This window comes from Clostridium sp. UBA2485 (assembly GCF_002341865.1).
In the GTDB taxonomy this organism is placed as follows: domain Bacteria; phylum Bacillota; class Clostridia; order Clostridiales; family Clostridiaceae; genus Clostridium_J.
On sequence record NZ_DDOV01000065.1, the window covers coordinates 1 to 16816 of the forward strand.

Genomic DNA, 16816 nt, shown 5'->3' on the forward strand with positions numbered 1-16816 from the left:
GTTTAAGCTATGAGTGAGTTCTATTGACGCAGTATGATAAAAAATAGACTAGCATGCTGACTAGTTATTTTTCGAAGATGCATTAATAATATACATTGTGAATATTGCGACAAGTCCCTTGTTAATAATAAATTAAGAAGAGGATTAATTGGAGGGACAGGTGGTGGAATTGGAGCTGCAGTCCTAATGTTTGCTATGTACAACTTCCGCAATAATACCTTTGGAATAAAAAATATTATTTTAATAATATTATGGATTTCTATGGTATTAGTTGCAGCTTTACGTTTTACAAAGCTTGAAATTGAAGAAGACGAATACTATGAATAATTAATCTACACATTGTATGCTAAGAACTATGAAAAATTTTCAATATATATGTAAAATATATTATTAAATGAATTAGAGATAATAAATATATCATTGAAATTTAGATTATTTAAGAGTGTATAAAAAAATTTATGTGTTTTGTGAATATTATAATATACACATAAAAAGTCATTGGAGGTGACACTCATTTGAGTAAGAAAAATATATCAATAAGAAAAAGATTTTTAATTTTATATATACCTATATTTATTATATATGTGTTAATCAGTGGTGATATAGGTGAAGTACCAACATATATAAGAGAAATTTTTAATAAAGTCTAGTTTTTAAGATATATGGATATTGAGTTATGAAGCTATAAATCAACTAAACTAGATGCTTAGATATTTAGTCATTTTAAATATTAAATATAAGGTTTAAATTATATATTTTAAAATAATAAAAATCTACAAACACTAATACATTTTCATATTAGCGTGTAGATTTTTTACTTATTATCATATGAAGATAAATTTAATCAACTTTATTTACTAAGTATCTCTATTCCATCTTCTGTTACTAATATTGTGTGCTCCCATTGTGAAGAAAGTGATCCATCTTCCGTGAATACTGTCCAATCATCATCAGAATCTATTACTATTTCATAAGAGCCAGCATTTATCATAGGCTCTATGGTAAATACCATACCAGGTGTTAAAATCATGCCTTGACCTCTTTTACCATAATGAGCTACAAAAGGCTCTTCATGAAATTCAAGCCCAATACCATGACCACCAAAATCTTTTACTACAGAGTAACCATGTTTTTCTGCATGTTCTTGAACTGCTGCACCTATATCATCTAAAAATCCCCAAGGTTTTACTGCTTCTATACCTTTATATAAGCATTCCTTTGAAACTTCTACCAGTTTTTTTGCTTCCTCACTTGCTTCACCAATTATGAACATCCTTGAAGCATCTGAATAATACCCATCTAGTATTGTAGACACATCTATATTTATTATATCTCCATTTTTAAGAATTATATGTTCACTAGGAATACCATGACATACTTCATCATTTATTGAAGTACATAAACTTTTGGGATATCCTTCAAAATTTAGAGTTGCTGGAATTGCTCCTTGAGATACGGTATAGTCATAAACTAATTTATCGATTTCTTCAGTACTCATACCTTCTTTTATATTTTTACCAACTAAGTCCAATACAGCATTATTAATTTTAGCACTTTTTCTTATACCTTCAATTTGTTCTTCAGTTTTTATAATATTTCTTGGCGGAGTTTGAAATCCTTGTGATTTTAGAGTATCTAATTTATTATCAAATTCAATATGGCATTTCTTATATTTTAATCCGCTGCCGCACCAACATAGATCATTTCTATTTAAATTCATATAATCTCTCCTAACTTTATATATTTTGTAACAGTATATTTAACTACGCTTTTACTACTATTTAAATTATACTGCTATAGTTGTAATTTTAAAATACAATTTAATTGAAATAATAATTATTCTTATAATATAAATTATATGCAAAAGCTTACAAATAAATAAAACTTTCAGCATGAATATAATTTATACAATTGAGGATTCAAAATTAAATTTCTACTGCTGAGCACATAGGGACGGTTCATTACAAATTGTGAAATGAAAATTGTTAAAAAGAATGAACCGTCCCTTATTTATACAATTGAGAATTGACAATTGACGATGGAGAATTATTGAGACTTCTCTTTTATAAGAGAAGTTTTCAATTGATTTATTTTTGAAATGACGTGGTCACTTCTATTAAAAATCTATTTAAAGAAATTAATTTGCAACATTAATTTCCACCATAATTGTCAATTATCCATTGATCAAACTGTTCCACAGAGGTGGAGAAAGACCGCAATAAAGCGTTAATAAATTTTTTAAAACATAATTGACCGCAGTAGTCAAAAAGAGTTATAATGTAATTGACCGATATGGTCAAACGATTTGTTGTATATTACAAAGGAGGAGTGCAATATGTTTTCAAAGTTTTTAAATCTAGATGTGGAAAAGCAGGATAGAATTTTAAACGCAGCAATGAAGGAATTTGCACAAAAGGGTTTTGAAAAAGCTTCTACAAATGAGATTGTTAAAGAAGCAGATATATCAAAAGGGTTACTATTTCATTATTTTAAAGATAAGAAAAATCTATTTTTATTCTTGTATGATCACTGCATTGATGTAAGCATGAATGAATTTTATAAGAAGATTAATTTAGATGAAAAAGACTTTTTTATTAGATTGAATCAAATGTCCATAATTAAATTTGAGCTACTAAACAAATATCCTGAAATGTTTAGATTTATTGAAACAGCATATATGGAAACTTCAAAGAGTGTTAAGAAAGAGTTAGATGAAAGAAAAGAAAAGCTTATTAAGATCAATTCTATTAAAGTATTTGAAGGCATTGACCTTTCTAAGTTTAAAGAAGACATTGATGTAAAAAAAGCCATTAATGTTATCATTTGGACTTTTCAGGGGTTAGGAGATGAGGCGCTTAAAAAAGCAAAATTATTATCTTTAGATAAGCCTGATTATAGTGAAGTTTTTGCTGAAGCAGATATTTACATAGATATGTTTAAAAACTGTTTCTATAAATAATATAGGGAGGTCATAAAATGAATGTTATTGAGATTAAAAATTTGACCAAGAATTATGGAAGCTCAAGGGGAATTACTGATGTAAGTTTTAATGTTGAAGAAGGTGAAATTTTTGGATTCATTGGACCTAATGGTGCAGGTAAATCAACAACAATTAGAACATTATTATCGCTTATACATCCAACCGGTGGAAGTGCTACAATTTTTGGTAAAGACTCTTTAAAGTTTGCTCCTGAAATTGCCAAGGAAATAGGGTATTTGCCATCAGAAGTGTTTTATTATGACAAAATGAAAGTGATTGATCTTTTAAAGTATTCTGCTAGTTTTTATAAAAAAGATTGTAGTAAAAGGATAGAGGAATTAGCAGAAATAATGGATCTTGACCTCAATAAAAAAATTGATGATTTATCTTTTGGAAATAAAAAGAAAGTAGGAATAGTTCAAGGGTTACTTCACGAACCAAAACTTATTATACTTGATGAACCTACCAGTGGACTAGATCCACTTATGCAGCAAAAATTCTTTGATTTGCTAAAAGAAGAAAATAAGAAAGGCACCACAATTTTATTTTCTTCACATATTTTAAGTGAAGTTCAAAAATTATGTGATAGAGTAGCAATTATTAAAGAAGGAAAGATAATAACCGTTGAAAAGATTAGTACATTAAAGGAAAATAATCATAAAAAAATTAAAATTGAAGCTATAAGTAATATAGATAAGAATTACTTTAATATTGAAGGTGTTAGTAATTTAGAAATAAAAGATAATACAGTTAGTTTTTTATTTAGAGGTAATATCAATTTAATTATGAAAAAACTTTCATCAATAGAGCTATCTAATTTATGGGTAGATGAACCTGACCTTGAAGAAATTTTTATGCATTATTATGAAAAGGAGAATTAAAAGATATGAATATGTTTTTACATGAATTAAAGGCATATAGAAAATCAACAATTGTATGGACATGTGCATTAGTAGCTGTAAGTATTCTCTTTTTATCACTATTTCCGCCCTTTTCAAAGGATGTTGCAGAATTCAATAAAATACTTGAAAGTTTTCCAGAGGGAGTAAGAAAAGCATTAGGAATTTCTATAGATACTATTTCTACTTTTATAGGTTTCTATTCCTATGTATTTTTGTATATAGTACTATGTGGCTCGATTCAAGCTATGAACTTAGGTGTTTCAATTTTATCAAAGGAAGTCCGTGAAAAAACTGCAGATTTTCTATTAACAAAACCTGTAACTCGTATGCAAGTTGTTACATATAAATTGTTAGCGGTATTAACTTCACTGATAATTACTAATGTAATTTATATAGCAGCAACTACCATAGTTGCATTAGTTGTAACGGATGGAGTCTTTGACTTCAAGATATTTTTTATGATTTCTATCACAGGATTTTTTGTTCAACTTATGTTTTTATCATTGGGGATTATTATTTCTGTGTTAATTCCTAAAATTAAATCTGTACTTTCAATTTCACTTAGTACAGTATTTGGGTTCTTTATCATAAGCATGTTTGGGTCTGTTATTGGAGATAATGCAATACGCTATATAACTCCATTTAAATATTTTGATACAGCATATATAATTAAGAATTCTGCTTATGAAGCTCCATTTATAATTATAGAGGTACTTTTTATTGGGATTACTACTGCTATCAGCTACTTAATATATTCTAAAAAAGATATTCATGCAGTTTAGTCATGGTAGCACACAAAATTTTCGTGTAAAGGAGATTTGACTATGAATATATTTATTAGAGAAATAAAAGCCAATAGAAAATCGCTTATTTTATGGTGCATTGGTGTAATATTAATGGTTGTTGCTGGAATGGGTAAGTATGGCGTAGTATCAAGTTCAGGGGCATATATGAATGATATTATATCATCAATGCCTAAATCTTTGCAGGTTATGTTTGGTACAGTTTCCTTTGATTTATCAAAGGCTAGTGGATTTTATGGAGTAATTTTTTCATATTTAGTTCTAATGGCTACTATCCATGCTTCAATGCTAGGAGCTAATATAATTTCAAAGGAAGAGAGAGATAAAACAGCAGAGTTTTTAATGGTAAAACCTATTTCAAGAAATAAAATTATCACATCAAAGTTATTAGCAGCATTTTTTAATATAGTTATTTTTAATATTATCACCCTAATTAGTTCAATCACTATTGTTGAGTATTATGCTAAAGGTGAGGGAATAACTAGCGATATTGTAATATTGATGATTGGAATGTTTATTTTACAGTTAATATTTTTGACTATAGGTACAGGAATAGCAGCTATAAGCAAAAATCCAAAGGTTGCAACCACTGCATCTACAGGGATACTTTTAATTACTTTTATATTATCTATGATAGTTGATATGAATAGTAATCTTGATGGGCTAAAATACATTATACCATTTAAATATTATGAGGCTAAAAATCTTATGTTTGGCAGCGGTTTTGAACCTGTGTTTGTAATCTTATCTGTTATAATTATTGCAGTTTTACTGTGTACAACTTATGTGTTTTATAGAAAAAGAGATTTAAATGTATAGTAATAATGATGTATTTTATTAAATGAGATATAATAAAAAAATGACTCACTAGGGATAAAACTAGTTGAGTCATTTTTATTATAAAGATACAGAAAAATTGAAAGAAAGCATTCTTAAAGAAAATAAAAGAAGGGAAAAGTTGCAAAAGAAAAATTAAACAATTATAATATAAACTGGCTGTTGTGGTATAAAAAGGGTATAAAGTTAGAAGGAAAAATAATGTGTGATTTGAGAGGTGATAGTTTGCTAAAAAATTTTATGGTATTAATAACTGAAAAAATGAAGGACAAACTTGATTTAAATTCAGAGATTAATTCAAGAAAAACACTTGATGAAGAAAGTAAAATAATAATAAAAAGGTTAGAGGATGAAGCTGGAGGAATAGTAAATTGTGCTTATAGAACTTATGGAAATTCTTATATACACAAATATATCTATGATAAAACCATGATAAATAAATTAAATCATGAAGAAACGATAATATCCTATATAGCTTTAGATGAAACAAATATGGTAATTGGACATGTAGCTTTAGAATACTTTCAAAAATCTAACATATGTGAGATTTCACATGCCTTTGTTGATCCGGAGTTTAGAGGAAGAGGATGTCTTACAGATTTGACGAGATTTGCAATAGAGGAAAGTGAAAAAAGAGGGGATGTAGGAATATATGTACATGCAGTAACAAGCCATATATATTCTCAAAAATCAGCAGAAAATAATGGATTTAAAGATTGTGCTTTACTTCTATCAAGAATTACAGCCTTAAAATTCAAAGATATATATGATAAAAGCGAAAAAAGAGAAAGTCTTATAATACAGTATAAATATTTAAAAAAACAGCGCAAAAAATATATTTATGCACCAGAGAAATACAAAGAAATTATTAATGATATATATGAGAATTTAGGAGTAAAAATAGTATTTCGAAAACTAGAAGATGATAATGAAACTTTTTCAAAGGTAACTTCTATAGAAACTATTGTAGATAATTACGATACAGGAACAATATATGTCAACAAATTTGCTAAAGATGGAATGAATAAAATACTAAATCAATTTAATAAATTATATTTTGAAAGGAAAAAGGCAATATTTTTAAAATTAAAACTTTGTAATAAAAGCAGCATATATATATGGAACCAGATGGAGCAAATTGGATTTTTCTTTGCAGGTATTATGCCTGGAAATGGTGATGAAGATGAAGTGATACTTCAATATATTAATGATGACATTAATTACGAAAACATATATGCAAATTCCGTTATAGGAAATACTTTAATTGACCACGTAAAAGAACGTGATATTGCTTGTAATGGAAAGAGGAGGATTAGTATATGAGATTCAATAATATAGATATGCTATGTAGTAGGGAAGATGCTTTTAACTTTTCAAGAGAAACAGAAGAATTGTTTATAAAAGCTATGAGCGAAAATTATAAATTTCAGCTTGATAATCAACCATATGTCAAATATTTAGCTGAAAGAGAAAATTTTGATATTAACAGTTTAAATACGATGGAAGATATATATAATATTCCTAATTTATTTGTTGGAACTATGAAAATAAATGGTTTTTGCAATTTTAAAGAAAGTGATTTAGAACTTATCTTAACAAGCTCAGGAACTAATGGTCAAAAAACTCAGTTATTCCTCGATAAAAACTCATTTTTAAGACTTCAAAGTTTAGCAGAAAATACTTTCAATTCTATAGGTTTTAAGAGTCATACCCCAGTACATTATTTCCTACTTTCCTATGATATAAAAAAAGCAGAAAACGTTGGTACAAGTTGGAGTGATGAACAAATTTTAAGTCTTGCACCTGCACTATCCGTTAATTGGATGATTGAATGGGATGAAGATAAAAGTGAATTTGTTTTTGATAGCAAAAAATGGGCTAAAATCTTTAAAGAATTAAGTAATGAAGCACCTGTAAGATTATTAGGATTTCCAGCATTTATGTATAAAATGGTGGAGGAAATTAAAGAGGGCTATGGAAAAATCGAAGTTCATAAGGATTCTTTTATAATAGCTGGAGGTGGTTGGAAAAATCATTTAGGGAAAAGCATGTCACTAAATGATTTTATGGACTATATAGAAGAGAATATTGGACTTAAACGTGAAAATATAAGAGATACTTATGGTATGGCAGAACATGGAGTTCCTTATTGCTCTTGTAGTGAAGGACATTTACATGGTCCTATTTACAGTAGAATAATTGCAAGAGATCCTATAACTTTTAAGAAAAAAGGATATGGAGAAGAAGGACTTTTGCAACTTATAACTCCTTATAATACAGCACAACCTAATCTTTCAGTATTATCAACAGATTTAGCTGTAATTAAAAAGGATTGTCCTTGCGGAATAAAGGGAGATTATATTGAAAAAATACGACGAGGTGGAATAACTAAGCATAAAGGATGTGCCATTGCAGCACAAGAAATATTAAATAACTAAGTGATCAGATTGCATGGGGGTACGAGTATGAGATTAGAAGATTTTAAACATATATGTTTTGGAGAACAGTTAGAAATAAGTGGAGAATTAACAGAAGAAAAGGCAAATAAATATTTTGATTCAGCTCTTTTAAGGAAAAAATCTAAGGAGTTTAGTAATACACCGATAGATAAAATACTTTATATTTTAGAAAGAACTGCATACAAACTATGTGATAAAGATGGAGACTATTATAAAGAAATAATGGAAAAAATGCCTGAGTTAATTAGCTATTCTTCCTCAATGGTTGATATGGGAATGGATGCCCTTAAAGAAATGTTAAGTATAAATTCCTTAAAATTAAGATTAAAAAGTCTTGGAGATTATCATTGTTTAGATACCTTTACAAAGAATAGATACTCTAAGATAACTAGAGCAGTTCCAATTGGCTCAGTTCTTCATATAGCAGCAGGAAACATATTTTTAGGTTCAATAGATTCATTAATTATGGGAATAATAACGAAAAATATAAATATATTAAAAGTTTCTAGTCAAGATTTTTTATTTCCAACACTATTTTACAGAGCATTAAAAGAAGTAGATATAGATAAAACAATTACTCCATATATAACTATTACTTATTGGAAAAGTAGTAATAAAGCTTTAGATACAATTGCTAAAAACAGCTTTGATGCCATACTTTTATTTGGAGGAGAAGAAGCAGTAAAAAGTTATAAGAATGGTCTATCTGTTAATACTCAGCTTTATTCTTTTGGTCCCAAAATAAGCTTTGGCATGGTATGTAAAGGTTTAAATGATGATGAATTAAGAGAAACTGCAAAAGGTTTTGCTGATGATATAGTTTTTTGGGAGCAAAGAGCGTGTACAAGCTGTCAAAATATATTTATAGAAAATAGTGATAAGGTTAAAAATTTTATTCAATATTTATATGAGGCTTTAGAAGAAAAAGGAAAAGAATTTCCTCAAAATCAATTAGATATAGATTCGGCTGTTGAGATAAGAAAGAAAAGAGAACTTGCAAAATGGGAAGAGTTTAACAATAGGGCATTGGTGCTAGAAGGTAAAAATGCAAATCATACTATAATTATGGAAGAGAAAAATAATATTGTTGACTCACCATTAAACAGAACTATATATGTTAACGTAGTTGATAGCTATAAGGATATTTTAGATGGAAACATACAACTCCTAAAATACTATATGTCAACATTAGCTATAGCATGTAATGGTGGAATACAAAGTATAATTGAAGATTTTATTGATTTTGGAATAATGAGGTTTTGCAAGCCAGGAGCTATGAGTAAAAGTGAGGATGATTCTTTACCTCATGATGGAATGTATATTACTAATTTACTTGTAAAATTTATAAATAAAGAAAATATTGATATAGATAATTTAGGACTTGAATATGTTTATGAGCATAAAAAAGAAGATATGTTACTTTGGAGGTTAAATTCTCTTATTAATGAGGCTATAAAATCACCATTTTATAAAGAATTTTATAAAGAATTTTATAAAGACAATTCTTTACCATTAAAAAGTTTACAGGATTTTAGGGATCTTCCTATACTTGAAAAGAAGCATATTTATGAAAATAGTGTAGATAAAAGCATGGATATGATTACAGGAAATATGGAAAGCTCTTATGTTTTTTCAGCTGGAGGAACTACAGGTAAAATGAAATATGTAGCTTATTCCAGCAAGGAATTTGAAGAATCGAAAAAAATATTTGGAGATGGTTTTAGAGCTGTTGGGATAAATGAAAATGATTTTGCAGTTAATTACATGAAAGCCGGTGCCCTTTGGACTGCTTTTCCAGCAGTAAATGAGGGATTAGAGGAAACAGGTTGTAAAATACTATCTCTAACAGCTAACCAGCCTGAGAAGGAAACTATAGAATATCTAAAAAAATTTAAACCTAATGTACTTATAAGTCTTCCAGGAAATATTGTACTTTTAGCTCAAGAGATAGAAAAATTAAATGAGAATATTAAACTAGAAAAAATATTTTATGCAGGGGAGCATATGTCCCCAAAAGCACAAGAATATGTGAAAAAAATATTTGGTGCAAATAAGATAGCATCTTTTGGATATGCAGCAGTAGAAATTGGACCGATAGGATTTCAGTGTGAATGCTGCAAGGGAACTGAGCATCATGTTATGGATGAATGGTGTTATGTAGAAAGAGATGAAAACGGAGATGCAATTGTAACAACCTTAAATAGATTTCTTAATCCTATAATAAGATATAGACTTGGAGATAGTATTCAGTGGATTGATGAACCATGCTCCTGCGGCAGAACTTCAAAGAAATTTAAACTATTGTCAAGAACTGATGATGTTATAAGATTTAATGTATCAGATATATATATAAATGATGTACATGAAGCATTAAAGGATGTTAATGAAGTATCACCTTTCTTCCAAGTGCTAGTTGACAATGTAGATGAAATGAGAAATGTAACATTTAAGATAGAAACAAAGGATAAAGACATGGCTTTAAAAGGAGATATATTAAAAGATAAAATAGTAACTTCCTTAAAAAGTAATATTAGAAGTTTAGGGACAGATTATGAAAAGAATTTAATTAAGGATTTAAAAGTTGAAATATTACCACCCTTTGGAATAGAAAGAGTAGGACGTACAGGGAAGATAAGAAGAATAGTGGATAGAAGAGTTAGCATATAATTAACAATTCACAATGCATAATTCATAATTTTGGATATTTCTCAGCAGAAGCTGAGGAATTTAGAATTGACTAACTGTAGGGGAGAACAGTGTTCTCCAGAAAACCTAAATCAGTTTTCAGTATCACATATTGGACAGATAGTTGATATTCAATAAAAAATATTTTTTAATATTATTTTAATACCAATTTTGATAAATATATTATTATAACTAATCATGTTTATATAACTATGGTGATAAAATTGAGTGGTACTAGATATGAAAAAGAACTGGAGAATAATGTTCGCCCCTACAATGTTGCTAGCAATTATATTGTTAGTTAAAAAATGAGTTAAAGAAATTAATTTCCACTTTAATTGTCAATTATCCATTGATTAAACTATTCCACAGAGAGAGATGCATTATAAATTATTTAAGTATACAATTATATTAACTTATACATTAAATTTGGAGGGCATTATATGAATTTTGATTTTGAAGCTAAAAGTTGGGATGATGATAAAAGAATAGCTAGAGCAAAATTAATTTCAGGGGAAATAGATAAATGGTTAGGGGACAAAATAAATAATAATGCTATGGAATTTGGATGTGGAACTGGTCTTATAACTTTTAATTTAAAAAATAAATTTAAAGATATTATGATGGTAGATAATTCTGCAGGTATGATTGAAGAGGTAAATAAAAAAATTAAAAATCAAAATGTAAATAATATTCGTACATGGTGTGGAGATATTGATGAAATAGATGAAAAAAATAAATATGATGTCATATATACTTCAATGACATTACATCATATTGTAAATATAAGTAAAGTATTAGAAAAACTACACAGTTTGCTGAGTTTAGAAGGAGAACTGTATATAGTAGATTTAGTTGAAGAAGATGGAACCTTTCATAGCTCAGAAAAAGGTTTTGAAGGTCATAATGGATTTAATCAGAATGATTTGATGGAAACTTTAAAAAATATAGGATTTAAAGATATAAGAAATAAAGTCTTTTATAAAGGAATCAAAAGCATAGAAGAAAGAAATGTTGATTATGAATTATTTATTATGGTTGCAAGAAAATGAAGATAGTCTATCCTAAATATAGAGGTTTAAATGTATCAAAGCTTTGGATATAATAAGCTTCTAAGGAGAGTGTATTATTTATGGATAGATGGAATGAAAAATTAGGAGACTTAGATAAGGCTATAAATAGATTAGAGGAAGCAATAGATGAAAGTAATATAAATCCAAATTCATCAACTTTGAAGGATGGTGTAATTCAAAGATTTGAGTTTACTTATGAATTGTGTTGGAAATTAATGAAGCATTTTTTAGAAATGGAAGGTATAGAAGAAGCTAAAAGTCCAAGAAGTACATTTAGAGAAGCTTTTCAATATGGATTAATTGAAGATGGCGACCTTTGGATAGATATGTTAAAGGATAGAAACTTAACATCACATATATATGATGAAGATGTGTTAATAGAAATTTATAATAAGATAAAATATAGGTATTTTGAAGCTCTTAGTAATATGAAGGATACTTTAGAAAGGAAGGATTTTTCATAGTGTTTGGTTTAAAAAAAAGCATAATAGAAACGATTAAAAAAGTTTCAGATATAGATTTAGCGATATTTTCTTCTAATATTTCATCAACTAGATTAAATATGTTGAGAGATGATATAGATATGTTGGATATTATATATAAGGTTGATATAGTACATTTTGAATCTTTAATAAAAGAAGGATTAATAGAAAATATAAAAAATGAAGGAGTAGTAATATATACTAGTTCTCTTCCACAAAATAACTAGTTAGTATGCTAGTTATTTTTTAGTATGATATATTCATAAAATTTTTCATTAGTGCTAAAATGAAGTTGATTATGTAAGATTTAAATTTTACTGTGTTTAAAGTTTTTAAAGATTAGGATATAATAAAAATAAGTAAAAAAATATATATAGAAAAACTCAATATTGATGAAAAGTCATAGGGAGGAGATAACTTTGAATAATTCACAGATAGAAATTCTAGAAAAAATAAAATCAAAGGATTTAATAGAGATTAGTAAGAATTATATGATAAAAAATATATTAGTATTTGGTAGTATTCTTACTGATGACTTTAATATTAATTCTGATGTGGACATAGCAATTTTATCAGATGAAAAGTTAAAATTAAATGATATATTAAGTTTAGAATTATTTTTTGAAGAAATCTTAAACCGCCCTATTGATGTTGTTGATTTAAATAGTACTACTTTAGATTTGTTTATAAAAATAAACATATTAAATACCGGTAAAGTTTTGTATACTAGTGATAATAATAAAAGTTTAGAAGAGTTAATAGATAAATTAGAATGGTACTATAGAGAAAATGAAAATTTTTTTTATTATAGAAAGAGAGATTTATTATCATGAATGAAGAAAGATTACTTAAAATAATAGAAGATATGACTGAAGTTGTAAAAAATCTTAATGATTGTAAAGAAATTTTAAAATCAAATGAAGAGAATAATACAACTATATTTATTGAATTTGGATTAAAGCAAATTTTTGTAGATTTTTTCATAACAGTAGAAAATCTAACCTCTATAATATTAAAGGAATTAAAAGAGTTTAAGATAGGAATAGATATGAAGGAATCATTATCTATTTTAAAAAATAAATATATAATTGATGAAAAATTATATTTATTTTTAAATCAAGCAAGGCTATTAAGAAATAGAATATCTCATAGGTATAAAGAACCCTCAAGGGAAGAACTGCTAGAATTTATTGATATGAATATGGATAATTTTTATGAAGTTTTAGCAGTAGCTAAAGGTTGTATAAACATAGAAAAGTAGTTATTAATTTTAAAATTATACTTCATAATTCACAAAAAATAATCCGTATACACAAAAAGTGTATACGGTTTTTTATATTAAATATAAAATAATTAATGTATTGTACCAATTATTTTATTTAGTATATAGTTTAGTAGTAAAATTAATTATATAAGAGAATAATTATAATGGTGTTTACTTTAAATTAAAATTGTGTAATAATGAACAATTGTGAAAACAAGTAATTATAGATATAAATTTATACAAATAATTAATACAAAAGTTTTATAATAATTTCATATAGTGAGGAGTAAAGATGAAGATAGGATTTGACCACAAAAAATATTTAGAAGAGCAATCAAAGTACATTTTAGAAAGAGTTAATAATTATGATAAGTTATACTTAGAATTTGGAGGAAAATTATTATTTGACCTTCATGCAAAAAGAGTTTTACCTGGATTTGATGAAAATGCAAAAATTAAACTTCTACATAAATTAAAAGAAAAAGTAGAAGTTGTTATTTGTGTATATGCAGGAGATATCGAAAGAAACAAAATAAGAGGAGATTTCGGTATAACTTATGATGTTGATGTCTTAAGATTGATAGATGACTTAAGAGCATATGAACTTGATGTAAATAGTGTAGTAATAACAAGATATGAAGGACAGCCAGCAACAACTGTTTTTATAAATAAGCTTGAACGTAGAGGAATAAAAGTATATAAACACAGAGAAACTAAAGGATATCCTACAGACGTAGATACAATTGTAAGTGACGAAGGATATGGTAAAAATCCATATATTGAAACCTCAAAACCTATTGTTGTTGTAACAGCACCAGGACCAGGAAGTGGTAAATTAGCAACTTGCCTTAGTCAGCTTTATCATGAATATAAACAAGGTAAAGTAGCCGGTTATTCAAAATTTGAGACGTTCCCTGTATGGAATGTTCCACTAAAACATCCTTTAAATATAGCTTATGAAGCTGCAACGGTAGATCTTAAGGATGTAAATATGATTGATTCATTCCACGTTGATGCTTACAATAAAATAGCTGTAAATTATAATCGTGATATTGAAACATTTCCTGTACTTAAGAGAATTATAGAAAAAATAACAGGAGAAGAGTCTGTATATAAATCTCCAACAGATATGGGAGTTAACAGAGTTGGATTTGGAATCATTGATGACGAAGTTATTAAAGAAGCATCTAAGCAAGAAGTAATTAGAAGATATTTTAAAACTGGTTGTGAATATAAAAAAGGTTATGTAGATAAAGAAACTTTCCAAAGAATTAAGCTTATTATGGAAGAACTTAACTTAAAAGAAGAAGATAGAAAAGTTGTTATTCCTGCAAGGGAACGTTCAGCTCAGTTAAAGGAAACATCTAATAAAAATGATGTTTGTCCTGTTCTAGCAATAGAACTTAATGACGGAACAATATTAACTGGTAAAAGCTCAAATGTAATGAATGCAACAGCTGCTGTGGTTTTAAATGCTGTTAAATACCTTGCAAATATATCTGATGAAATCCATCTTATTTCTCCAGTTATACTTGAACCAATTATAAATTTTAAATTAAAGACATTAGGCAGTAAGAGTACAGCTTTAAGTTGTGAAGAAATATTAATTGCTCTTAGTATATGTGCAGCTACAAATCCAACAGCACAAGTAGCTATGAAAAAGTTAGCAATGCTAAAGGGATGTCAAGCTCACTCAACTACAATTTTAAGTAGAAATGATGAACAGACTTTAGGAAAATTAGGCATAGATGTAACTTGTGATGCTGAATACCCTTCAGAAAGCCTTTACTATAATAATTAATTTATAGATTTATAGTGCAATAGTTTAAAGTAAATACGATGATTTTTAATAAACAAGATTTAAATTTATTTATTTTTTAGGTGATTATATGTATCTATAGGTAAAATGATTTTATTTTAAAAGAATACTTTTACATAATGATATAAAAAAGTAGTATAAAAGCCAATTGTTACAATTGATAACAATTGGCTTTTATGTATGTAATTAATTTATAAATATACTACCTTTAAAATTAATGTATAGCTAATAACTATGCTGTTAAATATTTCAATTCACAACTTATAACAATGCACAATTCAAAATTCACAATTGAGGTGGAAATTAGTTTTAATTAAACTAAATTCTTTAACTAATTTTTTACTAGCAATACAATTGCTAGTCTTTTTATAAGAAGTGACTGGATCACTTTAAAAAGAATCAATTTAAATTTCTTAGTCTCTGCTGAGGAACGTCTATAATTGTGCATTGTGAATTGAAAAAGTTGTGAGTATAATAGCTCTAATTACAATAGTAAAAAATACTAATTACTTTAACATTACAAAAATGTAAGTTAAGTGTAATAAACTTAAATTTGTCCTTCAACATTAATTTTATATAATAATTTTATAAACTTGGTTAATGAAGGGAGAAAATATGAAAAAATTAAATGGTTTTCAATTAAAGTTTTTTGCACTTGTAATTATGTTATTAGACCATTTATGGTTTGCTTTTCCAAAGGTGTTTCCAATATGGTTTCATCCACTATCAAGATTTGTTGCACCATTATTTGCATTTTTCTTAGTAGAAGGCTTATTTCATACTAGAAACAAGTTAAAGTATAATATAAGGTTAGCAGGCTGGGCTGTATTTATGATGCTTGGTAACTCAATCATTAATATGCTCTTAATATCTAAAGATGTAAGTGTATCTAATAATATATTTGCTACATTAGCACTTGGACTTACCATTATAAATCTATTAGAGTACAGTAACAAATGTGAAGGAAATAAAAAGATAGGAGTAATAATATTATCTATTCTTCTAATTCCTGGAGCACTATTTGCAGAAGGTGGAATGAATCTTATACCATTTATAATAATAACTTATTTCTTTAGAGGAAATAATAAAAAATTATTAATTGGATATATTTTATTATTCGCCATAATGCTTAAAATGAATTTAGTTATTTATCCAACATTAGATATGACTATAGACATGCTTATGTATAACTCAGACTTTTTATTTATAACGGTAGTTCCATTTATGCTTTTTTATAATGGAGAAAGAGGGCTAAATAATAAATTTAGTAAATACATGTTTTATGTATTTTACCCATTACACTTATGGGGATTAGCTGTAATAAAATTTATAATTAATTAATAAGAATCCTAAGGCTAGTATTTCTAGCTTTAGGATTTTTACTGTTTTAAAAAATTTTTATAAAGATATGTTTCTTAAAAGCAGGTTCTTAAAATTGCATGAGATAGATAATTTGAATTTAGTATATAAAAGTTATTTTGTACATTAGTTTATATAATAAATAGGTAAAGT

The 16816-nt window shown here is 27.1% G+C and carries 17 protein-coding genes; 16 read left to right on the forward strand and 1 reads right to left on the reverse strand.

Going from position 1 to position 16816, the window contains the following annotated elements:
- The first annotated feature begins 195 nt into the window (after positions 1-195).
- Together B3603_RS13720 and B3603_RS13725 are read left to right on the forward strand one after the other, a co-directional pair.
- Positions 196-327, forward strand: coding sequence for a hypothetical protein (locus tag B3603_RS13720; protein WP_291565854.1), 132 nt, complete (start codon positions 196-198; stop codon positions 325-327).
- Between the two features lie 188 nt (positions 328-515).
- Positions 516-650, forward strand: coding sequence for a hypothetical protein (locus B3603_RS13725; protein ID WP_291565856.1), 135 nt, complete (start codon positions 516-518; stop codon positions 648-650).
- Positions 651-850: 200 nt separating this feature from the next.
- On the opposite strand, the gene B3603_RS13730 is transcribed toward B3603_RS13725, so the two are convergent.
- On the reverse strand, positions 851-1720 hold the full coding sequence (locus tag B3603_RS13730; protein ID WP_291565859.1) for a methionyl aminopeptidase: 870 nt from the start codon (positions 1718-1720) through the stop codon (positions 851-853).
- Positions 1721-2335: 615 nt separating this feature from the next.
- Here B3603_RS13730 and B3603_RS13735 point away from each other — a divergent pair.
- From B3603_RS13735 to B3603_RS13800, 14 genes are all read left to right on the forward strand, one after another.
- Positions 2336-2959, forward strand: a complete 624-nt coding sequence (locus B3603_RS13735; RefSeq protein WP_291565861.1) for a TetR/AcrR family transcriptional regulator — start codon at positions 2336-2338, stop codon at positions 2957-2959.
- Positions 2960-2976: 17 nt separating this feature from the next.
- Positions 2977-3861 carry an ABC transporter ATP-binding protein gene (locus tag B3603_RS13740; RefSeq protein WP_291565863.1) on the forward strand — a complete coding sequence of 295 codons (885 nt, stop codon included), beginning with the start codon at positions 2977-2979 and terminating at the stop codon, positions 3859-3861.
- Between the two features lie 5 nt (positions 3862-3866).
- Positions 3867-4664, forward strand: coding sequence for an ABC transporter permease subunit (locus B3603_RS13745; RefSeq protein WP_291565865.1), 798 nt, complete (start codon positions 3867-3869; stop codon positions 4662-4664).
- Positions 4665-4706: 42 nt separating this feature from the next.
- Positions 4707-5504, forward strand: coding sequence for an ABC transporter permease subunit (locus B3603_RS13750; protein WP_291565868.1), 798 nt, complete (start codon positions 4707-4709; stop codon positions 5502-5504).
- Between the two features lie 219 nt (positions 5505-5723).
- A complete protein-coding gene (locus B3603_RS13755; protein ID WP_291565870.1) occupies positions 5724-6845 on the forward strand; it encodes a GNAT family N-acetyltransferase in 1122 nt (373 codons plus the stop codon).
- Positions 6842-7960 carry an acyl-protein synthetase LuxE gene (locus B3603_RS13760; protein WP_291565872.1) on the forward strand — a complete coding sequence of 373 codons (1119 nt, stop codon included), beginning with the start codon at positions 6842-6844 and terminating at the stop codon, positions 7958-7960. The genes B3603_RS13755 and B3603_RS13760 overlap by 4 nt, the downstream gene beginning before the upstream one ends.
- Before the next feature lie 27 nt (positions 7961-7987).
- On the forward strand, positions 7988-10648 hold the full coding sequence (locus tag B3603_RS13765) for an aldehyde dehydrogenase family protein (protein ID WP_291565874.1): 2661 nt from the start codon (positions 7988-7990) through the stop codon (positions 10646-10648).
- Positions 10649-11109: 461 nt separating this feature from the next.
- Positions 11110-11718, forward strand: coding sequence for a class I SAM-dependent methyltransferase (locus B3603_RS13770; RefSeq protein ID WP_291565876.1), 609 nt, complete (start codon positions 11110-11112; stop codon positions 11716-11718).
- Between the two features lie 80 nt (positions 11719-11798).
- A complete protein-coding gene (locus B3603_RS13775; protein ID WP_291565878.1) occupies positions 11799-12203 on the forward strand; it encodes a nucleotidyltransferase substrate binding protein in 405 nt (134 codons plus the stop codon).
- Positions 12203-12448, forward strand: a complete 246-nt coding sequence (locus tag B3603_RS13780; RefSeq protein ID WP_291565880.1) for a hypothetical protein — start codon at positions 12203-12205, stop codon at positions 12446-12448. The genes B3603_RS13775 and B3603_RS13780 overlap by 1 nt, the downstream gene beginning before the upstream one ends.
- A gap of 192 nt (positions 12449-12640) precedes the next feature.
- Positions 12641-13054 (forward strand): type VII toxin-antitoxin system MntA family adenylyltransferase antitoxin, encoded by a 414-nt coding sequence (gene mntA / locus B3603_RS13785; protein ID WP_291565882.1) that lies wholly within the window; start codon positions 12641-12643, stop codon positions 13052-13054.
- Positions 13051-13482, forward strand: a complete 432-nt coding sequence (locus B3603_RS13790; protein WP_291565884.1) for a DUF4145 domain-containing protein — start codon at positions 13051-13053, stop codon at positions 13480-13482. The genes mntA and B3603_RS13790 overlap by 4 nt, the downstream gene beginning before the upstream one ends.
- Positions 13483-13777: 295 nt before the next feature.
- Positions 13778-15286: a DUF1846 domain-containing protein gene (locus tag B3603_RS13795; protein WP_291565886.1), complete on the forward strand. Its 1509-nt coding sequence runs from the start codon at positions 13778-13780 to the stop codon at positions 15284-15286.
- A gap of 633 nt (positions 15287-15919) precedes the next feature.
- Positions 15920-16645, forward strand: coding sequence for a TraX family protein (locus B3603_RS13800; protein WP_291565888.1), 726 nt, complete (start codon positions 15920-15922; stop codon positions 16643-16645).
- Positions 16646-16816: the final 171 nt, after the last annotated feature.

Bases quoted from the DNA above. Each gene is read 5' to 3' on its own strand.
- B3603_RS13740 (WP_291565863.1), top strand. From the start codon at position 2,977: ATGAATGTTATTGAGATTAAAAATTTGACCAAGAATTATGGAAGCTCA.
- B3603_RS13735 (WP_291565861.1), top strand. From the start codon at position 2,336: ATGTTTTCAAAGTTTTTAAATCTAGATGTGGAAAAGCAGGATAGAATT.
- B3603_RS13790 (WP_291565884.1), top strand. From the start codon at position 13,051: ATGAATGAAGAAAGATTACTTAAAATAATAGAAGATATGACTGAAGTT.
- B3603_RS13755 (WP_291565870.1), top strand. From the start codon at position 5,724: ATGTGTGATTTGAGAGGTGATAGTTTGCTAAAAAATTTTATGGTATTA.
- B3603_RS13765 (WP_291565874.1), top strand. From the start codon at position 7,988: ATGAGATTAGAAGATTTTAAACATATATGTTTTGGAGAACAGTTAGAA.
- B3603_RS13745 (WP_291565865.1), top strand. From the start codon at position 3,867: ATGAATATGTTTTTACATGAATTAAAGGCATATAGAAAATCAACAATT.
- B3603_RS13730 (WP_291565859.1), bottom strand. From the start codon at position 1,720: ATGAATTTAAATAGAAATGATCTATGTTGGTGCGGCAGCGGATTAAAA.
- B3603_RS13800 (WP_291565888.1), top strand. From the start codon at position 15,920: ATGAAAAAATTAAATGGTTTTCAATTAAAGTTTTTTGCACTTGTAATT.
- B3603_RS13720 (WP_291565854.1), top strand. From the start codon at position 196: ATGTACAACTTCCGCAATAATACCTTTGGAATAAAAAATATTATTTTA.
- B3603_RS13775 (WP_291565878.1), top strand. From the start codon at position 11,799: ATGGATAGATGGAATGAAAAATTAGGAGACTTAGATAAGGCTATAAAT.
- B3603_RS13750 (WP_291565868.1), top strand. From the start codon at position 4,707: ATGAATATATTTATTAGAGAAATAAAAGCCAATAGAAAATCGCTTATT.
- B3603_RS13760 (WP_291565872.1), top strand. From the start codon at position 6,842: ATGAGATTCAATAATATAGATATGCTATGTAGTAGGGAAGATGCTTTT.
- B3603_RS13770 (WP_291565876.1), top strand. From the start codon at position 11,110: ATGAATTTTGATTTTGAAGCTAAAAGTTGGGATGATGATAAAAGAATA.
- B3603_RS13795 (WP_291565886.1), top strand. From the start codon at position 13,778: ATGAAGATAGGATTTGACCACAAAAAATATTTAGAAGAGCAATCAAAG.